Source organism: Alphaproteobacteria bacterium (assembly GCA_017308135.1).
Lineage (GTDB): Bacteria > Pseudomonadota > Alphaproteobacteria > CACIAM-22H2 > CACIAM-22H2 > Tagaea.
Genome location: JAFKFM010000009.1, coordinates 628,101 through 645,908, shown reverse-complemented (window position 1 = coordinate 645,908; position 17,808 = coordinate 628,101). Strand labels below are relative to the sequence as shown.

Here is a 17,808-nt window from a genome sequence, read left to right as displayed (position 1 = left end):
GTACCGGTCCCGTTAGATAGGGTTTCCCGCACCCGGATCAAGCGGAACCCGACATGACGTTACCCGCCACCGCGACCCTTATCATTATCGACATGCAACAGGCGGTCGATTTGCCCTATTGGGGCAAGCGCTGCAATCCGGGGGCGGAGGCGGTGGTGGCGCAATTGCTGGCGGCGTGGCGTAAACGCGGATTGCCGTTGATCCATGTCCGCCACGATTCCGTCGAACCCGATTCCGGCTATCGCCCCGACCGGCCGAGCCACGCGTTCAAACCCGAGGCGATGCCGCTGGCGGGCGAAACCGTGATCGCCAAATCGACGAATTCGGCGTTCATCGGCACGAAATTGGAGCGCGTCCTGCGCGATGCGAAGGCGGCCCCGGTCGTGTTCGCCGGTGTGTCGACCAGCAATTCGGTCGAGGCGACGTTGCGCATGGCGGGCAATCTCGGCTTCGACGCATGGATCGTCGCCGACGGGTGTTTCACCTTCGATAGGCGGCTGCTCGACGGGCGTGTGATCCCGGCGGCGGATGTTCACGCGTTGTCGCTCGCCAATCTGTCGGGCGAATATGCGCGGGTCGTGAATTCGGCCGAAATCCTGGCGGAACTCTGATTCCGGCCCAGTTGCCAAGCCGGGCCGGCACGGGCAATCTCTGGCCTGCGGGTTGCATCGCCTACCCCCAGTTTTGGGAGAAGTAGGGCATGTTCCTGCCGGGTTTGGGAGATTTCGCGTGAACGCAGCATCCCCTGGCGCGCCGGTTGCCTTCGACGAAATGCGCGCGCCCGATGGCACGGTCCGTGCCGCCTATGCGCGCCTCGCGCAATGGCTCGAAAACACGCCGCCCGAATTGCTGGCCCGCAAGCGCCACGAGGCGGACGTTCTGTTCCGCCGCTTGGGCATTACGTTCGCGGTCTATGGCGAGGGCGGGGACACCGAGCGCTTGATCCCGTTCGATGTGATTCCGCGCGTGCTGACCGCCCCCGAATGGGATGCGCTGTCCGAAGGCCTCGTCCAGCGCGTGAAGGCGTTGAACGCTTTTCTTTACGACGTCTATCACGGGCGCGAGATCGTGCGCGCCGGGAAAATCCCCGCGGAACTGATCGACGGCAACGAGCAATACCGGCCGGAGATGATCGGCGTCGAAGTGCCGGGCCGCATCTATACCCACATCGCCGGGATCGATGTGGTCCGCGTCTCGGCCGACCAGTTCTACGTGCTGGAGGACAATGTGCGCACGCCGTCGGGCGTGTCGTACATGCTCGAAAACCGCGAAGCGATGATGCGCCTGTTCCCGGAGCTGTTCGCGCGCAACCGCGTGCAGCCCGTGGGCCATTATCCGGACGAACTGCTCAAATCGCTGCGCTCCTTGCCGCCGCACAGCGCCGCCGACAAGGACGAGCCGACCGTCGTGATGATGACGCCCGGCGCCTACAACTCCGCCTATTTCGAGCACGTCTTCTTGGCCGAGCAGATGGGCGTCGAGCTTGTCGAAGGCCAGGACATGTTCGTCGAGAACGACTACGTCTATATGCGCACGGTTGCCGGCCCGCGGCGCGTGGACGTGATCTATCGCCGCTTGGACGACGCGTTCCTCGATCCCGCCGCGTTCCGGCCGGATTCGGCGTTGGGCGTGAAGGGGCTGTTCGAAGCCTATCGCAAAGGCAACGTCACGCTGGCGAATGCCGTGGGCACGGGTGTCGCCGACGACAAGGCGGTCTATCCTTACGTGCCCGATATGGTGCGCTTCTATTTGGGCGAGGAGCCCAAGCTCGCCAACGTGCCGACCTATTCGTTGCGCAAGCCCGACGATCTCAAATACACGCTCGAACATCTGCCCGAACTCGTGGTCAAGGAAACCCACGGCTCGGGCGGCTACGGCATGCTGGTCGGACCCAAATCGACGGCGGCGGAAATCGAAGCCTTCCGCCAGCGCATCATCGCCAAGCCCGAGCTTTATATCGCCCAGCCGACTTTGGCGCTGTCGACCTGCCCGACCTTCGTCGAGGAAGGGGTGGCGCCGCGCCATCTCGACCTGCGGCCTTATCTGCTGGTCGGCAAGGACGTGAAGCTGGTGCCCGGCGGGTTGACGCGCGTCGCCTTGCGCAAAGGCTCGCTGGTCGTCAATTCCAGCCAAGGCGGCGGCACCAAAGACACTTGGGTTTTGGAGGGCTGATCATGGCGATGTTGTCCCGCGCCGCCGACCAGCTTTACTGGATGGCCCGTTATATGGAGCGCGCCGAGAATATGGCGCGCATCCTGGACGTGTCGTATCGCATGTCGCTGTCGTCGACCGACGGCGATTCCGAACATATGCAATGGGGCCCGGCCTTGGTCGTGGCGGGCTGCGAAGGCCCGTTCAAGGAAACCGGCCGTCCGACCGACGCGCGCAACGTGGTCGAATATCTCGCCCTCGATCCCGCCAACCCGTCCTCGATCCGCAATTCGCTGGGGGCGGCGCGCGAAAACGCCCGCGCGATGCGCACCCAGATCACGACCGAGATGTGGGAATCGCTGAACGCGACGTGGCTCGAAATCCGCAATCTCGATTACGACAAACTCGAAGCGATGGGGACGCGCGCCTTCTTCGATTGGGTGAAGGAACGCAGCCATCTGTTCCGCGGCGTCACCTACGGCACGATGCCGCGCGATGCGGCCTATCGCTTCGCGCGTATCGGCACGTTCTTGGAGCGCGGGGATTCGACCGCGCGTCTGCTCGACGTGAAGTACCACGTGCTGCTGCCGACGGCGCGCGACGTGGGCGGTGCGGTCGATTACTATCAATGGGGCGCGTTGCTGCGCTCGGTCTCGGCGTTTCAGGCCTATCGGCGCGTCTATCGCGACGTGATCAAGCCGCGCCGCGTGGCCGAATTGCTGATCCTGCGCGCCGACATGCCGCGTTCGGTCGCGGCGTCGCTGGGCGAATTGACCGGCTTGCTCGACGAAGTGCGCGAGCAATTCGGACGCAACTACCGCTCGGCCGGTTTGGCCCACACGATCCACGACCGTATCCGTTTCGCCAAAATCGACGAGGTTTTCGAATTCGGCCTGCACGAGTTCCTGACCGATATCGTCGATTCCAACATGGCGATCGGAAAGGCGATTGCCGAGGACTTCGGTTTGCCGTATTGACCGCGCGAACCGGAGTGCGATGACATGACCTACGGCGTCGGCCTGCTTCTCGAAGACGGACTCGTCCTGTGCGCGGATTCGCGCACCAATGCGGGCGTCGATCACGTCGCCACCTTCCGCAAGATGCATGTCTGGGAAGCGCCGGGCGAGCGCTGCATGGTGCTGCTGACGGCGGGCAATCTCGCCATCGCGCAATCGGTCGTCACGTTGCTGACCGAAGGCATGGGGCCGGACAAGACCGAGACGATCTTGAACGTGCCGTCGATGTTCGAAGCCGCACGCCTCGCCGGCCGCGCGGTGCGCGAGGTCTACGATCTCGACGCCGAGCGGCTGAAGGAGCAGGGGGCCGAGTTCAACATCTCGATGATCCTGGGCGGGCAGATCAAGGGGCGGCGCTTGCGCCTCTTTCACATCTACTCCGCCGGCAATTTCATCGAGGCGACGGTCGAAACGCCCTATTTCCAGATCGGCGAAACCAAATACGGCAAGCCGATCCTCGACCGCGTCGTGTCGGGCCGCACCTCGTTGAACGAAGCGGCAAAATGCGCGTTGATCTCGATGGATTCGACGCTGCGCTCCAACGTGTCCGTCGGGTTGCCGATCGATATCGTCATTCTGCGCCGCGACGAATGCAAGCTCGCGGTCAAGAAGCGCCTCGACGAAACCGATCTCTATTTCTCCGACATCCGCCGGCGCTGGTCGGAAGGCCTTCGCTCGGTCTTCCAGACCGTGCCCGATCCCGACTGGAAAGTTTGAGTTTAAGTGCCGATCTTCGACCCGCTTTTTCTGGCGTTGGCGATCCCGGCCTTTCTTCTGGTCGGCATTTCGAAAGGCGGATTCGGCGGCGGCCTCGGCTCGATGGGCGTGCCGCTGATGGCATTGGCGATTCCCGTACCCCAGGCGGCGGCGATCATGCTGCCGCTGCTGATCGTCATGGATGCGTTCGGGATCTGGCGCTATCGCAACGTTTGGTCGCGCGAACATATGCCGATCCTGCTGACCGGCGGCATTATCGGGATCGTGATCGGCTATCTCGCCTTCCGCCATCTCGACGAACTTTGGGTGCGCCTGCTGATCGGCCTGATCGCGATCGTGTTCTCCGGCAAGGGCGTGCTCGATTCATTGCGCGGGCGCCACGCGGCGACCGCGACCGAACCCAACTGGCCCAAAGGTCTGTTCTGGTCGATGGTCTCGGGCGCCACCAGCTTCATCGCCAATGCGGGCGGGCCGCCGATCCAGGTCTATTTGCAGCCCTATAAGATGGACAAGACCTTGTTCGTCGGCACGCTGCTGGTGCTGTTCGCGATCATCAACTGGCTGAAATTCTTCCCTTACGTCTATCTCGGCCTGTTCACCTTCGAGAATATCGGCACGAGCCTCGCGCTGCTGCCGCTCGCCCCGATCGGCATGTGGGCGGGGTTCTGGCTGCATCATCGCGTCGACCAGAAACGCTTTTATTTCTGGTGCAATCTGTTCCTGTTCGCGACCGGCTGGAAGCTGGTCTACGACGCGGCCAAGGGGCTGTTCCTCGTCTGACCCGCGACGGAATGCCTCGGAAAAGGGGCTTGCCCAAAATTACTTTAAGTCTAAAGTATCTCCCCGAGGCATTTAGGGAACGGGGATCGGGCCATGAAGATCGTCAGCATCGGCGGCGGGCCGGCGGGGTTGTATCTCGCCATTCTGATGAAGAAGGCGGACCCCGCGCACGACATCACGATCGTGGAGCGCAACAAGCCGGGCGACACGTTCGGCTTCGGCGTCGTGTTCTCCGACGAAACGCTCGGCAATTTCGCCGACGCCGATCGCGAAAGCTACGACGCGATCACCGCGGCCTTCGCGCATTGGACCGATATCGACGTCCATTATCGCGGCCAGGTCGTGACCTCCAAGGGCCACGGCTTTTCGGGCATGGCGCGGGTCAAGCTGCTCGATATCCTGTCCAAGCGCGCCGCCGCTCTGGGCGTGAAGATCGTCCACGAGCGCGACGTGAAGGACGTGACCGAGTTCCCCGACGCCGATCTGATCCTGGCGGCGGACGGCGTCAACTCCGCCATCCGCGCCAAATACGAAGCGAAGTTCAAGCCGTCGCTCGATTGGCGGCGCAACAAATTCGTGTGGCTCGGCACCACGCGCCCGCATCCCGCATTCACGTTCCACTTCAAGGAACACGAAAGCGGCCTCTATCGCGTCCATGCGTATCAATACGACAAGTCGCACTCGACCTTCATCGTCGAGACGAGCGAGACGGCGTGGAAGAAGGCCGGTCTCGACAAGGCGACGGAAGAACAGACGATCGATTTTTGCGAGAAGCTGTTCGCCGAAGAACTGGCGGGCCATAAGCTGATCGCCAATCGCTCGATCTGGCGCACCTTCCCGACGATCCGCAACGCGCATTGGTCTTTCGACAACGTGGTGCTGATGGGCGACGCGTGCCATACGGCGCATTTCTCCATCGGCTCGGGCACCAAGCTCGCGATGGAAGATGCGATCGAGCTGGCGGCGGCGCTCAAGTCGACCAAGTCGGTCAAGGAAGCGCTCGCCGCCTACGAGGCCAAGCGCAAGCCCCAGACCGAATCCATCCAGCGTGCCGCGCAAACCTCGCTCGAATGGTTCGAGGAGACGGAGCGCTATATCGGCAAGCTTGACGCGCTGGAATTCGCCTTCGCGATGCTCACACGCTCGATGCGCATCACGCATACGAATTTGAAGCTCCGCGATCCCGCCTTGGTCGCCGAAATCGACCGGGACTTCGCCGCCAAGGCCGGTGTCGCGGGCGCGCCGCCGCCGATGTTCACGCCGTACAAGATCGGCAAGATGGAAGTGCCCAACCGCATCGTCGTGTCGCCGATGTGCCAATATTCGGCCGAAGACGGGTTGCCGAACGATTGGCATCTCGTACACCTGGGCAGCCGCGCGCTCGGCGGGGCGGGTCTGATCCTGACCGAAATGACCGATGTGAGTGCGGAAGGCCGCATCACGCCGGGTTGTGCGGGTCTCTATAAGGACGAACACGTGGCCGCGTGGAAGCGCGTGACCGAGTTCGTCCACGCCAATTCGCCCGCCAAGATCGGCGTACAACTCGCCCATGCCGGGCGCAAAGGCTCGACCAAACGCGCTTGGGAAGGGATCGACCAACCCTTGCCTGACGGCAATTGGGACCTGATCGCCCCGTCGCCGTTGCCCTACAAGAAGGGCAGCCAAACGCCGCGCGCGATGAATCGCGGGGATATGGACAAGGTCAAAGCCGACTTCGTCGCCGCGACGAAGCGCGCCGACGCGGCCGGGTTCGACATCGTCGAAGTGCATATGGCGCATGGCTATCTGCTGGCGAGCTTCGTCTCGCCGCTGACCAACCAGCGCAGCGACGAATATGGCGGCACGCTGGAAAAACGCCTGCGCTTCCCGCTGGAAGTGCTCGACGCCGTGCGCGCGACGTGGCCGAAGGAAAAGCCCATCGCGGTGCGTATCTCCGCGACCGATTGGAAGGAAGGCGGGACGACGCCCGACGAGGCCGTCGCGATCGCCAAAATGCTGAAGGCGCATGGCACGGATATCGTCGACGTCTCGGCGGGCCAAACGGTCGACGACGACCATCCGGTCTATGGCCGCCTGTTCCAAACGCCCTTCGCCGATCGTATCCGCCAGGAAGCGGATGTGCCGGTGATGACGGTAGGGGCGATCTCGACCTGGGCCGACGCGAACACGATCCTGGCCGCGCGCCGCGCCGATCTTTGCGTGCTGGCGCGCGCGCATCTGTTCGATCCGTACTGGACGCGCCATGCCGCGCAGGAACAGGGCTACGATCTGCCCTGGCCGCCGCAATACGGCTCGGCGCGCAGCTTTACGCCGCGTCCCAGCCGGTAGTTTCTTTCGGGAATCCTTCGGCGGCGAGGCGCGCCATGACCGCGTCGCGCGTGGCGTCGTCGTAGCGCGCCCAGAGGCGGATCTCGCGCGAACTGCGCCCGCAGCCCGTGCAGCGCAGATCGGCGTCGAGCCGGCAAATATTAATGCAGGGCGATTTCATCGCGAGGTTCCGGCACGTAGCACTCGTCGCCGTCGCAGCACGGCGCGATGTTGATCTTGCAATGCTCGCATTGCATATGCCCGTGCACCCAAATCGGGCGCGTCGTGCGATGGCACCAGGTGCAGACGGGCAAAGCGGCGCGGTTCATGTGGCGGCAGAGTGGCCGCGATTCGCGCGATCAGTAAACCCCCGCGACGCGCGCGCGTTGGCGGACCAGCGCCAGCACCATTTTGCAGGCCGGCATCTCGTGCCCGGTGAGCGCGCCCATCTCGACCACCGCGCCCAGCAACGCATCGATCTCCATCGGTTTCTTGGCTTCGAGGTCTTGCAGCATCGAGGTTTTATGCGAGCCGACTTCGGCCGCCCCGTCGATGCGTTTTTCGACGTCGATGCCGAATTTGATACCCAATGCCTCGCCGACCGCTTGCGCTTCCAGCATCATCGCGCGGGCGACGCTGCGGGTCCCCGGATCGCCGGTGATGACGTCGAGCGTGGCACCCGTCAGTGCCGATAGCGGGTTGAAGCACAGATTGCCCCACAGCTTCACCCACATATCGTCGCGGATGCGCGGGCGCACCGGCGCCTTCAAGCCGCCCTTGATCATCAATTCCGACAGCGCCGCGATGCGCTCGCTTTTCGAGCCGTCGGGCTCGCCCAGCGTGAAGCGGTTCGAATAGGTGTGCTCGATCACGCCGGGCGCCAGGATATTGGCGGCGGGATAGACGACGCAGCCGATGGCGCGTTCGGGGCCCAGCTTCGACCACAACGCCCCGCCCGGATCGACCGATTCGAGCCGCTTGCCGTCATGCGGGCCGCCATGTTTGTGGAAATACCAATAGGGCACGCCGTTCATCGCCGTGACCAAGGCGGTCTTGGGGCCCAGCAGCGACGCGACCTGATCGACGGCGGCGACCAGGCCGTGGGCCTTCAGGCTGACGATGACGAAATCCTGTTCGCCCGCTTCGCGCGCATCGCCGGCGAAATTCGCGTCTTTGATCACCGTCTCGGCGCCTTCGGAGATCAGCTTGATCCCGTTGGCCTTCATCGCCTCCAAATGCGCGCCGCGCGCGAAGAACGTAACGCGCGCCCCGCCTTGGGCGAGCTTCACGCCCATATAACCGCCGATGGCGCCGGCGCCGAAAATCAGAACACGATTCACTTCGCCGCTCCCAACCCCAATTTGTCGGCGAGGCCGATGCGTTGCAATTTGCCGGTCGCCCCCTTCGGGATCTCGGCGAGGATCACGACCTTGCGCGGCACTTTGAAATCCGCGAGGCGCTTGGCGGCGAAATCGCGGATTTCGCGCTCGGTCGTCGCTTGGCCTTCGCGCAAGACGATCGCGGCGGCGACGTCCTCGCCCAATTTGTCGTGCGGCATCGCGAAGGTCACGACCTGCGCGACCGCCGGGTGATCCATGATCACCTCGTCGACTTCGAGGGGCGAGACCTTCTCGCCGCCGCGATTGATCAGCTCCTTCAACCGCCCGGTGATGCGCAGATAGCCTTCGTCGTCCAGCGTGCCTTGGTCGCCGGTGCGGAACCAGCCGCCCGCGAAGGCTTTGAGATTCGCGTCCGGGTTCGCTTCGTAGCCTTTGGTGACGTTGGGCCCGCGAATCACGATCTCGCCCAAGGCGCCCTTGGGCAGAAGATTGCCTTCCTCGTCCATGATCGCGACTTCCGGGCCTGCGGCGATGCCGACGGAGCCGGGCTTGCGCGCGGCGGGCGGCAAAGGGTTCGACGCCATTTGGTGCGCGGCTTCGGTCATACCGTAGCTTTCGATCACCGGGCAGCCGAACGCGGCTTCGAGTTCAAGCATCACTTGCGGCGGCAGCGACGCCGACGACGAGCGAATGAAGCGCAAGCCGGCGCGCGCCAAGCTGTCCTTGTTGCGGTCGGCGCGCGCGAGAATGGCTTGATGCATCGTCGGCACGGCCGTGTACCAACTCGGCTTCACCTCGTCGAGCCAGCCGAAGAATTTGAGCGCGTTGAAGCCGGGCGTGCACACGGTGCCCCCGCCGGCGGCAAGCGACGACAGCACCGCCGCGATCAGCCCGTGGATGTGGAACAGCGGCATGATGTTGAGGCATTTGTCGCTCGGCGTGAGCGCGAGCGTCTGGCCGATATGCCTTGCGGAGGCGCAGATATTCGCCTGCGCCAGCGGCACGATCTTGGGGCGCGAGGTGGTGCCCGAGGTGTGCAGGATCAGCGCGATGTCGTCTTGTTGCGCGGGGCCCGGCTGCGCGGCCGTGCCTTTCAAAAGCGACGACAGCGTGTAGGAACCCGCACCCGCATCGCGCGTCGGCGTCAATTCGATCAGCGGTACGCCCAGCTTCGCCGCGGCGGCGCGCGCGGGCGTTTCATCGCCCTTCTGGGCGAGCACCGCCTTGGCTTTGAGGTCGGCGATATAGAACTCGAACTCCTCCTGCCGATAGGCGGGGTTCAACGGGGCTGTCGTCGCCGCACCGGCGACGCACAGGAAGGCGGCGGCCATCTCCGGCCCGTTGGGCAGCACGATCGCCACGCGATCGTCGCGGCCGATCCCCATCGCGTTGAGGTCGGCGATCGTCTTGGCCGCGAGTTTGCGCAAACCCGCGAACGAAAGGGGTGGCGTCTCGGGGGACCCAAGCGCCATGTCGCCGTCTTTGCCGATACGCAGAAGTTCCGAAACCGTCGTGAACGCCATTGCCGTCCTCCCGAGGTGGAAGACGATTCCGTATCAGAGAGCGGAACGCCTGCCTAGGCGGCGACGCCCGTTCCGCGCGCGGTGTCGGTAATATTCTGTGCGGCCATATAGGCCATCGTGCCCTGGCGCCAATCCTCGTGATGGGCGGCCATATGCAGCGTTTCCTGGGCATAGCGCTGGGCGGCGAAGCCCAGATCGGCCGGGGCGCGGCCGGTTTCGCCGACCATCTCGTCGGCGAAGCTGCGTTTGCGCTGGGGGCCCTGGCCCCGTCGGGCCAGGGCGTCCACCAGCCCCGCCATCTGTTCGGCGGAGAGCCCGAGCCCCTGCGTGGCTTTATCGGCGGCTTCGGGTTGGACGCGGGCGGCCGACGCATTCCCCTCCGTCCCGACGCGCTTGGCGCCGGGCGGTGGCAGCAGGAAAACATTCGATGCCGCGTTCATGGGATTAATGTAAAATTTTATGAAAATCGAAGTCAACTGGAATCTGGCATTCGATTCAAATTGTAGTTAATATCCACATCGCCGAAGTCGCTCGAAAGCCTCAATGTTTCAAACATTTGTGGTTTCGGGGGGCCGGGCTAAACTGCATTCCGGCCAGCGAGAAGCGAGACCGCCTCCCTATGGATGACACGGGTTCCACCGACCGCGCTTTGCGCGCCCTGGAAGGGGCGGGCGACGCCGCTTACGTCTGGGACCTCGCGACCGATGCGATCGAATGGGCGGGCAAGGCGGAGGACACGTTCGGGCCGCGCGGCGATTTTCCGCCCACGGGCCAGGTGCTGCAAAGCCGGATCTACGCCGAAGATTTGCCCGGCCGCGTGAAAGCGCTGTCGGCGCATTTCGTCGACCGGCTCGCCTATGATCTCGATTATCGCATTCGCGGCGACGGCGGGGCGTTGATCTGGGTGCATGATCGCGGCCGGGCCGAATTCGCGCCCGACGGGCGGCCGATCCGCGTGGCCGGCACGTTGCGTGCGATCACGGCGCGCAAGGAACGCGAAGCGCGTCTCGAATATCTCGCGAATTACGACGCGCTGACCGGCCATTTCAACGCCGTGCGTCTGCGCGAAGCGCTCGACCATCAGCTCGCTTACGCCGCGCGCTACGAAGCGCCCGGCGCCTTTCTGCTGATCGGCATCGACAATCTGGGCGCCATCAACGACGCGTTCGGCTGGGCGACCGCCGACGCGATTCTGGTCGGCGTCGGCCAACGTCTCGAACGCGCGTTACGCGAATCCGACGTGATCGGGCGCGCGGGCGGCGATCGCTTCGGCTTGGTGCTCGCGCATTGCCCGGAAAGCGAAATCGGCCTTGCCGCCGATCGCCTGCTCAGCACGGTGCGTTCGGCGCCGATCGAAACGCCGGATGGGCCGATCCATGTCACGGCCTCGGCCGGTGCGGTGCTGTTCATGGGCCAAGGCCCGTCGGGTGTGGAGATGCAGGCGCGCGCGGAATCCGCGCTGGCGGAAGCCAAGCGCGCGGGCCGCAATCGCTACGCCATTTTCTCGGCGAGCCCCGCCCAACGCGAACTGCATCAGCGCTTGGTCGCGATTTCGTCGGACGTGCAGGCGGCGTTGAAGGACGAACGTCTCGTCTTCGCCTTCCAGCCGGTGGTCGGCGCGCAGGACCACAAAATCCATCACTACGAAGCGCTGCTGCGCTTGCAGCGCATGGACGGCACGATCGCGCCGGCGGGCTCGTTCATTCCCATCGTTGAACAGACCGGCTTGATGCGCTTGCTCGACCGGCGCGTGCTGGAAATGTCGATCGGCGAGCTCAATCGCTGGCCGGATGTTTCGCTCGCGATCAACATTTCCGGCCTGACGGCGGGCGATCCGACATGGCTGCGCGCGTTGTCGGGTTTCGTCAAAGGACGGCCGGAGATCGCGCAGCGTCTGATCGTCGAGATCACCGAAACGGTGGCGATTCAGGATATCGACGAGACGGCGAAATTCGTCGCCGCCGTGCGCGATCTGGGCTGCCGCGTGGCGCTCGACGATTTCGGCGCGGGCTACACCAGCTTCCGCAATTTGAAGGCGCTGGCGGTCGATAGCGTGAAGATCGACGGTTCCTTCGTGCGCGGCCTTGCCGACAACGTCGACAATCAGCTCTTCATCCGCACGCTGCTGGGCCTCGCCGAAGGGTTCGGCCTGGAAACCGTCGCCGAATGCGTCGAGAACAATCTCGAGGCCCAGCATCTCGCCAAGCGCGGCGTCAATCTGCTGCAAGGCAATCTGTTCGGCCTGCCCAGCATCGAAAGGCCGTGGCTCGCGCCGTTGGGGTTGGACGCGCTTTCGGCGAAGCCCGCGCGGCCCAACTTCGCCGTCATCCCCGGCAAGAACTAGGCGCCCGCCGCCTTCGCGATCAGGAAACGCGCGATCGGCCCCGCGAGCGCGTCGCTTTCCGCGCGCCATTGGGCCGTTTGAATCTTCGCCGACGGCATCGCGGCGCGCGAGACGCGTTTTAGCCGTCCGGCGGCGAGCGCGTCCTGCGCCAGCAGCGAGCGCGTTAGTGCGATGCCGCCGCCGTCGATCGCGGCTTGCAGCGCCGCCCCCGGATCGTCGAAGCGCAATGCCGCGCGTTTGGCGGTGCCCCCGAGCCACGCGCGCCAGCGCCATTCGGGCGTCGCGTCGTCCTCGGCCGCCTCGGTTTTGGCGATCAGCGGCAACGCGCGCCAATCGCGGCGGCCGCGCAGCAAGCCGGGAGCGGCGACGGGGAAGATCGTCTCCTCCGGAAACGCCAGCGCCTGCGGGCCGCCCGCGAATTCCGCGCGCTTCACCCACAGCAATTCGAGGTCCGCGCGCACCCGCCCGCGCTGTGACAGATGGGTCAGTGCCGCGATCTCGATCTCCAGATGCGGAAACGCGGCGGCCAAGGCGCCCAGCCGCGCCGAAAGCCACCAGCCGAGCAACGCTTGACCGGTCGCGAGTTTGAAGCGGATCGGGCCCGCGGCGACCTTGCCGTTCAGATCCTCCAGACCCGCCAGGATCGGCGTCAATGCGGCCGCCAGACGCTTGCCCGCCCGCGTGGGCGCAAGGCCGGGATTCAACCGTTCGAACAGTTTCGCGCCGAAATGCCGCTCCAGCGCCGCGACGCGGTGGCTGACGGCGCTCTGAGTCAAATGCAGCGCGTCGCCCGCGCGCGAAAAGCCGCCGTGGCGCAGCACGGCGTCGAACGCGAGAAGCCCCGCGAAGGGCGGTAGGCGGCGTTTGGCGGCCATGGCCTATGAATCCAGTTCATAGGATTATCGTCAAGTCGCGTTGGCGCGCGCGCGGCGTTCGCGGCAAAAGGCGCCATGTCCGAACTTCGTCCTTCGCGCGCGATCGGTCTCGCCGCCGCCTTCGCCGCCGCCGCGATCGGGGCGGCGTGGCAGATCGCCACGCGCGCCGGCGCATCGACGGATCTGGGGCCGCTCGATCTCGCCATGTTGCGTTACGGCGTGCCCGCCTTGGCGCTGTCGCCGGTACTGTGGCGCGCGGGCTTCTGGCCTCGCACGGCGCGGCTTGCGTTGATCGCGCCGATATTTCTGGGCGGCGGCTTGCCGTTCGGCTTGGTCGCGATGGCGGGGGCCGGTTTGGCGCCCGTCGCGCATATGGGCGCGTTGCTGCCGGGCACGATGCCGCTGTTCACCGCCTTGCTCGCCTTCGCCGTGCTGGGCGAACGGATCGGGCGGCAACGCGCGATCGGCTTCGCGATCGTCGCGGCGGGTGTCGCCGCCATCGTCGGCCCGGCTTTGGCGGTGGGCGGCGATGGCGCGTGGCGCGGCGATTTTCTGTTTCTCGCCGCGTCCGCGCTTTGGGCGGTTTTCTCGGTCGCGTATCGGCGCAGCGGACTCGGCGCTTGGCAGGTTTCGGCGCTGCTCGCGGCGTTGTCGTTCGCGTGCGTCCTGCCGCTCTGGCTGATCGCCGGCGGCGGCCTGTTGTCGGCGTCATGGCGCGACGTCGCGTTGCAGGTCGCGGCGCAAGGGATCTGCGCGGGCCTGCTCGGCACCTGGACCTACGCCCTCGCCATCCGGCATCTGGGCGCGGGCCGTGCGGCGCTGTCGGGCGCGCTGGTGCCTGCTTTGTCGGCGTTGGGCGGCTTCGCGATGTTGGGCGAAATGCCCGATCTATCGACGGCAGCGGGCATCGTCTTGACGATGCTGGGGATCGCGCTCGCGCTGCGTTAGGGCCGGCGGGCCGAGATCGCGAAGCGTGTGGGCGCCAGCAATCGCAACTGATCGCCGAGCCCCGCGCCGCGCATCCCCCACAGATAGACCGCGAGCGTGGAATGGCGCGTGACGTCGGCAAAGCCCGTGGCTTCGAGATCGACGCGCAAGCGTTCGGGCGTTAGGCCGTTGGCGTAGGGCACTTGCGACAGGATGCGCTTGTGGCGCTCGGCGTCCGCCCCCGCCTGGCCTTCCTTGCCGTCGATCAGCTTGGCGAGACCGCGCAGGATGCGCGAACGCGGGCCTTCGCTGACCCAATCGCCGTCGATGACGAGGAGTCGCGCACCCGGCTTCAACACGCGCAAGATGGCGGCATAGGCGGCCGGCGGATCGGTCAGCGTCCAAGCGAGATGGCGGGTGATCGCGCCGTCGAACGTCTCCGGCTGCAGCGTGTCGAGCCGCTCCGCATCGCCCAGCATGCCGGTCCAGTCGCGGCCGCGCAGCTTGGCCTTGGCGCGCGCCAGCATCGGTTCGGCGAAATCCACGCCGGTCACGGTCGCGCCCAGATCGAGCAACATACGGCTGATCTCGCCCGTCCCGCAGGCGAGGTCGAGGATCTTCTTGCCCGCGATATCGCCCAGACCTTCGGTCATTACGCGGCGCCACGAATTCGCTTCCGCGCCGTCATGGATGCGATGGCCGCGCGACTGGTCGAACGTCTCGGCGCGGCCCGACCAGTAATCGCGGATCTCTTCCTTCAAACTCCAATTCGCGCCGTTCATGGCAGACTCGCTTCGATCAACAAGGCGCCCGACCCCGACCGCGTCGCGGCGAGTTCCACGCCGTAAGCCGCTCCGCATTCGGGCGCGGCGAAAACGTCGTCGGGCGCGCCGTCGGCGACGATCGCACCCTGAGACAAGAGGATCACCCGATCGGCGTGGCGTGCGGCCAGCGCCAGATCGTGCATGGCGACCGCGACCGCGATCTTGTCGCGTTGCGCCGCGTCGCGCAGCAAGCGCAACGCCTCAAGCTGGTTGCGCAGATCCAGCGCGCTGGTCGGCTCGTCGAGCAGCAGCACGGGGGCGGGGCGCACCAAGCCTTGGGCGAGCGCCACAAGCTGCTGCTGGCCGCCGGAAAGATCGCAGACCATCCGGTCCGCGAGCGGGGCGGTGCCCGTACGCTCCAGCGTCGCCGCGACGGCCAAGCGGATATCGCGCGGTGCTTCGTCCGGCGCCGCGGCGCGCGCGGCGACATGCACCGCGTCGTAGACCGACAGCCGTGCGGACGTCGCATAGGTCTGCGGCACGTAGCGCACGTATTTCGCGCGCGGGCGCAGGCGCAGTTTCTCGATCCGCGTGCCGTCCACGGCGATGGCGCCGCGTTTGATCGGCAGCAAGCCGGCGATGGCGCGCATCAAGGTGGATTTGCCGGCGGCGTTGGGGCCGATCAGCGCCGTGATCGTGCCGGGCAGCAGCGCATCGGCGCCGATGCCGCGCAGCACCGTGCGCGTGCCGTAGCCGACTTCGATATCTTCGAAATGCAAACCCTTCATCGCGCCACACTCCGTCGCCCGGCGACGATCGACAGGAATACCGGCACGCCGACCAGAGCGGTGACGATGCCGATGGGATAGATCACGCCGGGCGAAATCGATTTGGCCGCGATCGACGCGGCGGACAGCAACGCGGCCCCGCATAGGGCGGATAAGGGCGCGAACCAGCGCTGATCCTCGCCCACCGCGAGGCGCGCGATATGCGGGCCGACCAAGCCGATGAAGCCGATCACGCCCGCATAGGAAACGGCGGTGGCCGATAGCAGCGCGATCAGCAGCAGCGTTTCCAGGCGCAGGCGGCGCGGATCGACGCCCAGGCTCGCCGCCCGGTCGTCGCCGAAGCGCATCGCGGTCAGCGCCCAGCGCCGCCGCCACATCAAGCCGCCGACGACGGCGAGGATGGCCACGCCGGCCAGCAGGCGTTCGGGTGTGGCGCGCTGCAACGAGCCCATCATCCAGAACACGATCTGCACGAGCTGCGTTTCCGACGCGCGATATTGCAGAATCGCCAGCAGCGCGTTGAACGCGAACATCAGCGCGATGCCGAACAGGATCATCGTTTCGGACGTGGCGCCGCGCACGACCGAAAAGAAGAACACCAGCAACGCCGCGCCGAAGGCGAAGACGAAGGCGTTGGCGGAGACGAGGAACGGGCCCGCCCCAGGGATCAACGACATCCCGGTGACGATCGCGACCGACGCGCCCACGCCGGCGGCCGAGGACACGCCCAGCGTGAACGGATCGGCGAGCGGGTTGTCGAGGATCGTCTGCATTTGCGCGCCCGCGATGCCGAGCATCGCGCCGAGCAAGGCCGCTTGCAGCGCCACGGGCAGGCGGATGTCCCACACGATCACGCCCAAGCGAATCTCGACGGCGTCGCGGTCGATCAACGCGCGGACCACGTCGGCGAGCGGGATACTGCCCGGCCCCGTGCCCAGATCGACGAGCACCAACGCGACGACCGCAAGGGCGGCACCGGCGAGGACGAGTCCCCGCCGGCGTTCGGCCGCCGCGATGCGCGTCTGGGCGGGCGACGCGAGGGCGGCGTCGCTCACGCGAGCTGCGCCCAGAACACGCCCGATAGCGGGATCGGCGAGAAACGTTCGTGATATTCGCGCCAGACCGCGTCGGGATCGAGGCCCGCGAACTGCTCCGGATAGAGCCATTTCGCGAAGACCTGCATCGCGACCAGATGCGCGGGGCTCGTATAGAACTGGTGATAGATCGAGTAGAAGCGCTTCGACTTCACCGCCTTCAACGCCGACCAGCCCGGCCGTTCGGCCAGCGCCTTCAACGCCGCCTGCACTTGCGCGGGCGTCGTCTCGTAGCCGAACGGCACGCCGCGCGAGCCGGGCGTGCTTTCCGCCCAATCCGCGCCCGTGCCGATGATCACTTCGGGGTCGAGCGTCAGAATCGCTTCGGGGCTGGCAGTACCTCCGATGCCGGGGAAGCGGCCGGCACCCCAATTGATGCCGCCCGCGTCCTGCAAGGTGACGCCCAGATTGGCGTTGCCGAAGGTCATGCAGCAATTATTCGGATCGAACCCCGCCGCGCGTTCCATGAACACGGTCGTGCGCTTGTTCGCGGGCATGTTCCACACGGCGGACGACACGCGCCGCGTTTCGCGCAAGTAGAACCGGTTGAACTCCGCCGCTTCCTTGTCGAGGCCGAGCAGCGAACCCATGATCTCGATGCTCGGCTGCGTGTTCTGCGCGAGCGCTTCGCGCAGATCGACGATCGCGGCGGGGATGCCCGCGCGCTGCAACTTCTCGAACGTGCCGGCCTGGATCTGGCGCTGATAGGCCGACAACGGGAAAAGGACGAGATCGGGATTCGACGCGATCGCCTTCTCGACGCTGAAATCCGAATTCACCGCCGAGCCGAAGCGCGGCACGGCGTCGCCGCTCGGGTGCTTGGCGCGATAATGGCGATAGGTGCCCGGATCGTAGAGCACCATGTCGTCGCCCCAGCCGACCAAACGCTCGAACGGCGCCTTGGGTTGCAGCACGGAGTAGCCGTACATCAACCGCCCTTCGCCCAGGATCACGCGCTTGGCCGGGGCTTTCAGGCTGACATTGCGGCCCGCGATATCGACGATTTCGATCCCGCCGGCGGCGATGGCCGGTGCCGCCAACAGGGCCGCACCCGCCGTCATGCCCCCCAAAAAGCCACGGCGGCCAAGCGCCGCCGTCTTGCGTCCCGTCGTCATTTTACGTCTCCGTTCAAAGGCTTGGATGTGATCGACCCTTTTCGATAATGCGAGTCATTCTCATATT

Annotated in this window: 17 protein-coding genes; 8 read left to right on the top strand and 9 right to left on the bottom strand. The window is 65.7% G+C overall.

What is annotated here, in order from left to right:
- Positions 1–53: 53 nt before the first annotated feature.
- The 6 genes from J0H39_16430 (at position 54) to J0H39_16405 (ending at position 6,992) form a co-directional block, all read left to right on the top strand.
- Positions 54–611 carry a cysteine hydrolase gene (locus J0H39_16430; GenBank protein ID MBN9498343.1) on the top strand — a complete coding sequence of 186 codons (558 nt, stop codon included), beginning with the start codon at positions 54–56 and terminating at the stop codon, positions 609–611.
- Between the two features lie 160 nt (positions 612–771).
- Positions 772–2,172, top strand: coding sequence for a circularly permuted type 2 ATP-grasp protein (locus J0H39_16425; protein ID MBN9498342.1), 1,401 nt, complete (start codon positions 772–774; stop codon positions 2,170–2,172).
- A gap of 8 nt (positions 2,173–2,180) precedes the next feature.
- Positions 2,181–3,128 carry an alpha-E domain-containing protein gene (locus tag J0H39_16420; protein MBN9498341.1) on the top strand — a complete coding sequence of 316 codons (948 nt, stop codon included), beginning with the start codon at positions 2,181–2,183 and terminating at the stop codon, positions 3,126–3,128.
- A 24-nt stretch (positions 3,129–3,152) separates the two neighbouring features.
- On the top strand, positions 3,153–3,884 hold the full coding sequence (locus J0H39_16415; GenBank protein ID MBN9498340.1) for a proteasome-type protease: 732 nt from the start codon (positions 3,153–3,155) through the stop codon (positions 3,882–3,884).
- A gap of 6 nt (positions 3,885–3,890) precedes the next feature.
- On the top strand, positions 3,891–4,664 hold the full coding sequence (locus tag J0H39_16410; protein ID MBN9498339.1) for a sulfite exporter TauE/SafE family protein: 774 nt from the start codon (positions 3,891–3,893) through the stop codon (positions 4,662–4,664).
- Between the two features lie 93 nt (positions 4,665–4,757).
- On the top strand, positions 4,758–6,992 hold the full coding sequence (locus J0H39_16405) for a bifunctional salicylyl-CoA 5-hydroxylase/oxidoreductase (protein ID MBN9498338.1): 2,235 nt from the start codon (positions 4,758–4,760) through the stop codon (positions 6,990–6,992).
- On the opposite strand, the gene J0H39_16400 is transcribed toward J0H39_16405, so the two are convergent.
- The 4 genes from J0H39_16400 to J0H39_16385 all read right to left on the bottom strand — a co-directional run bounded on the left by J0H39_16400 (position 6,970) and on the right by J0H39_16385 (position 10,274).
- Entirely contained in the window at positions 6,970–7,152 is a 183-nt protein-coding gene (locus J0H39_16400) for a DUF1289 domain-containing protein (protein ID MBN9498337.1), read from the bottom strand. The genes J0H39_16405 and J0H39_16400 overlap by 23 nt on opposite strands.
- Before the next feature lie 178 nt (positions 7,153–7,330).
- The gene (locus J0H39_16395) at positions 7,331–8,266 is read right to left on the bottom strand and encodes a 2-dehydropantoate 2-reductase (protein ID MBN9498336.1); all 936 of its coding nucleotides are present in this window, start codon (positions 8,264–8,266) and stop codon (positions 7,331–7,333) included.
- A 41-nt stretch (positions 8,267–8,307) separates the two neighbouring features.
- Positions 8,308–9,834, bottom strand: a complete 1,527-nt coding sequence (locus J0H39_16390) for an AMP-binding protein (GenBank protein MBN9498335.1) — start codon at positions 9,832–9,834, stop codon at positions 8,308–8,310.
- A gap of 53 nt (positions 9,835–9,887) precedes the next feature.
- The gene (locus J0H39_16385) at positions 9,888–10,274 is read right to left on the bottom strand and encodes a hypothetical protein (protein ID MBN9498334.1); all 387 of its coding nucleotides are present in this window, start codon (positions 10,272–10,274) and stop codon (positions 9,888–9,890) included.
- A gap of 179 nt (positions 10,275–10,453) precedes the next feature.
- Between J0H39_16385 and J0H39_16380 the strand changes: the two genes are divergently transcribed.
- Positions 10,454–12,178 carry an EAL domain-containing protein gene (locus tag J0H39_16380; protein ID MBN9498333.1) on the top strand — a complete coding sequence of 575 codons (1,725 nt, stop codon included), beginning with the start codon at positions 10,454–10,456 and terminating at the stop codon, positions 12,176–12,178.
- Here the strand turns inward: J0H39_16380 and J0H39_16375 are convergent.
- Positions 12,175–13,053, bottom strand: coding sequence for a LysR family transcriptional regulator (locus tag J0H39_16375; protein MBN9498332.1), 879 nt, complete (start codon positions 13,051–13,053; stop codon positions 12,175–12,177). The genes J0H39_16380 and J0H39_16375 overlap by 4 nt on opposite strands.
- 75 nt (positions 13,054–13,128) lie before the next feature.
- On the opposite strand from J0H39_16375, the gene J0H39_16370 reads away from it, so the two are divergent.
- Positions 13,129–14,001: a DMT family transporter gene (locus J0H39_16370; GenBank protein ID MBN9498331.1), complete on the top strand. Its 873-nt coding sequence runs from the start codon at positions 13,129–13,131 to the stop codon at positions 13,999–14,001.
- On the opposite strand, the gene J0H39_16365 is transcribed toward J0H39_16370, so the two are convergent.
- From J0H39_16365 to J0H39_16350, 4 genes are read right to left on the bottom strand one after another with little or no spacing between them, the layout of a single operon-like run.
- Positions 13,998–14,762, bottom strand: coding sequence for a methyltransferase domain-containing protein (locus tag J0H39_16365; GenBank protein MBN9498330.1), 765 nt, complete (start codon positions 14,760–14,762; stop codon positions 13,998–14,000). The genes J0H39_16370 and J0H39_16365 overlap by 4 nt on opposite strands.
- Positions 14,759–15,532 carry an ABC transporter ATP-binding protein gene (locus tag J0H39_16360; GenBank protein ID MBN9498329.1) on the bottom strand — a complete coding sequence of 258 codons (774 nt, stop codon included), beginning with the start codon at positions 15,530–15,532 and terminating at the stop codon, positions 14,759–14,761. Before J0H39_16360 ends, J0H39_16365 begins: the two co-directional genes overlap by 4 nt.
- Positions 15,529–16,698, bottom strand: a complete 1,170-nt coding sequence (locus J0H39_16355) for an iron ABC transporter permease (GenBank protein MBN9498328.1) — start codon at positions 16,696–16,698, stop codon at positions 15,529–15,531. The genes J0H39_16360 and J0H39_16355 overlap by 4 nt, the downstream gene beginning before the upstream one ends.
- Entirely contained in the window at positions 16,584–17,741 is a 1,158-nt protein-coding gene (locus J0H39_16350) for an ABC transporter substrate-binding protein (GenBank protein ID MBN9498327.1), read from the bottom strand. The genes J0H39_16355 and J0H39_16350 overlap by 115 nt, the downstream gene beginning before the upstream one ends.
- Between the last annotated feature and the right edge of the window lie 67 nt (positions 17,742–17,808).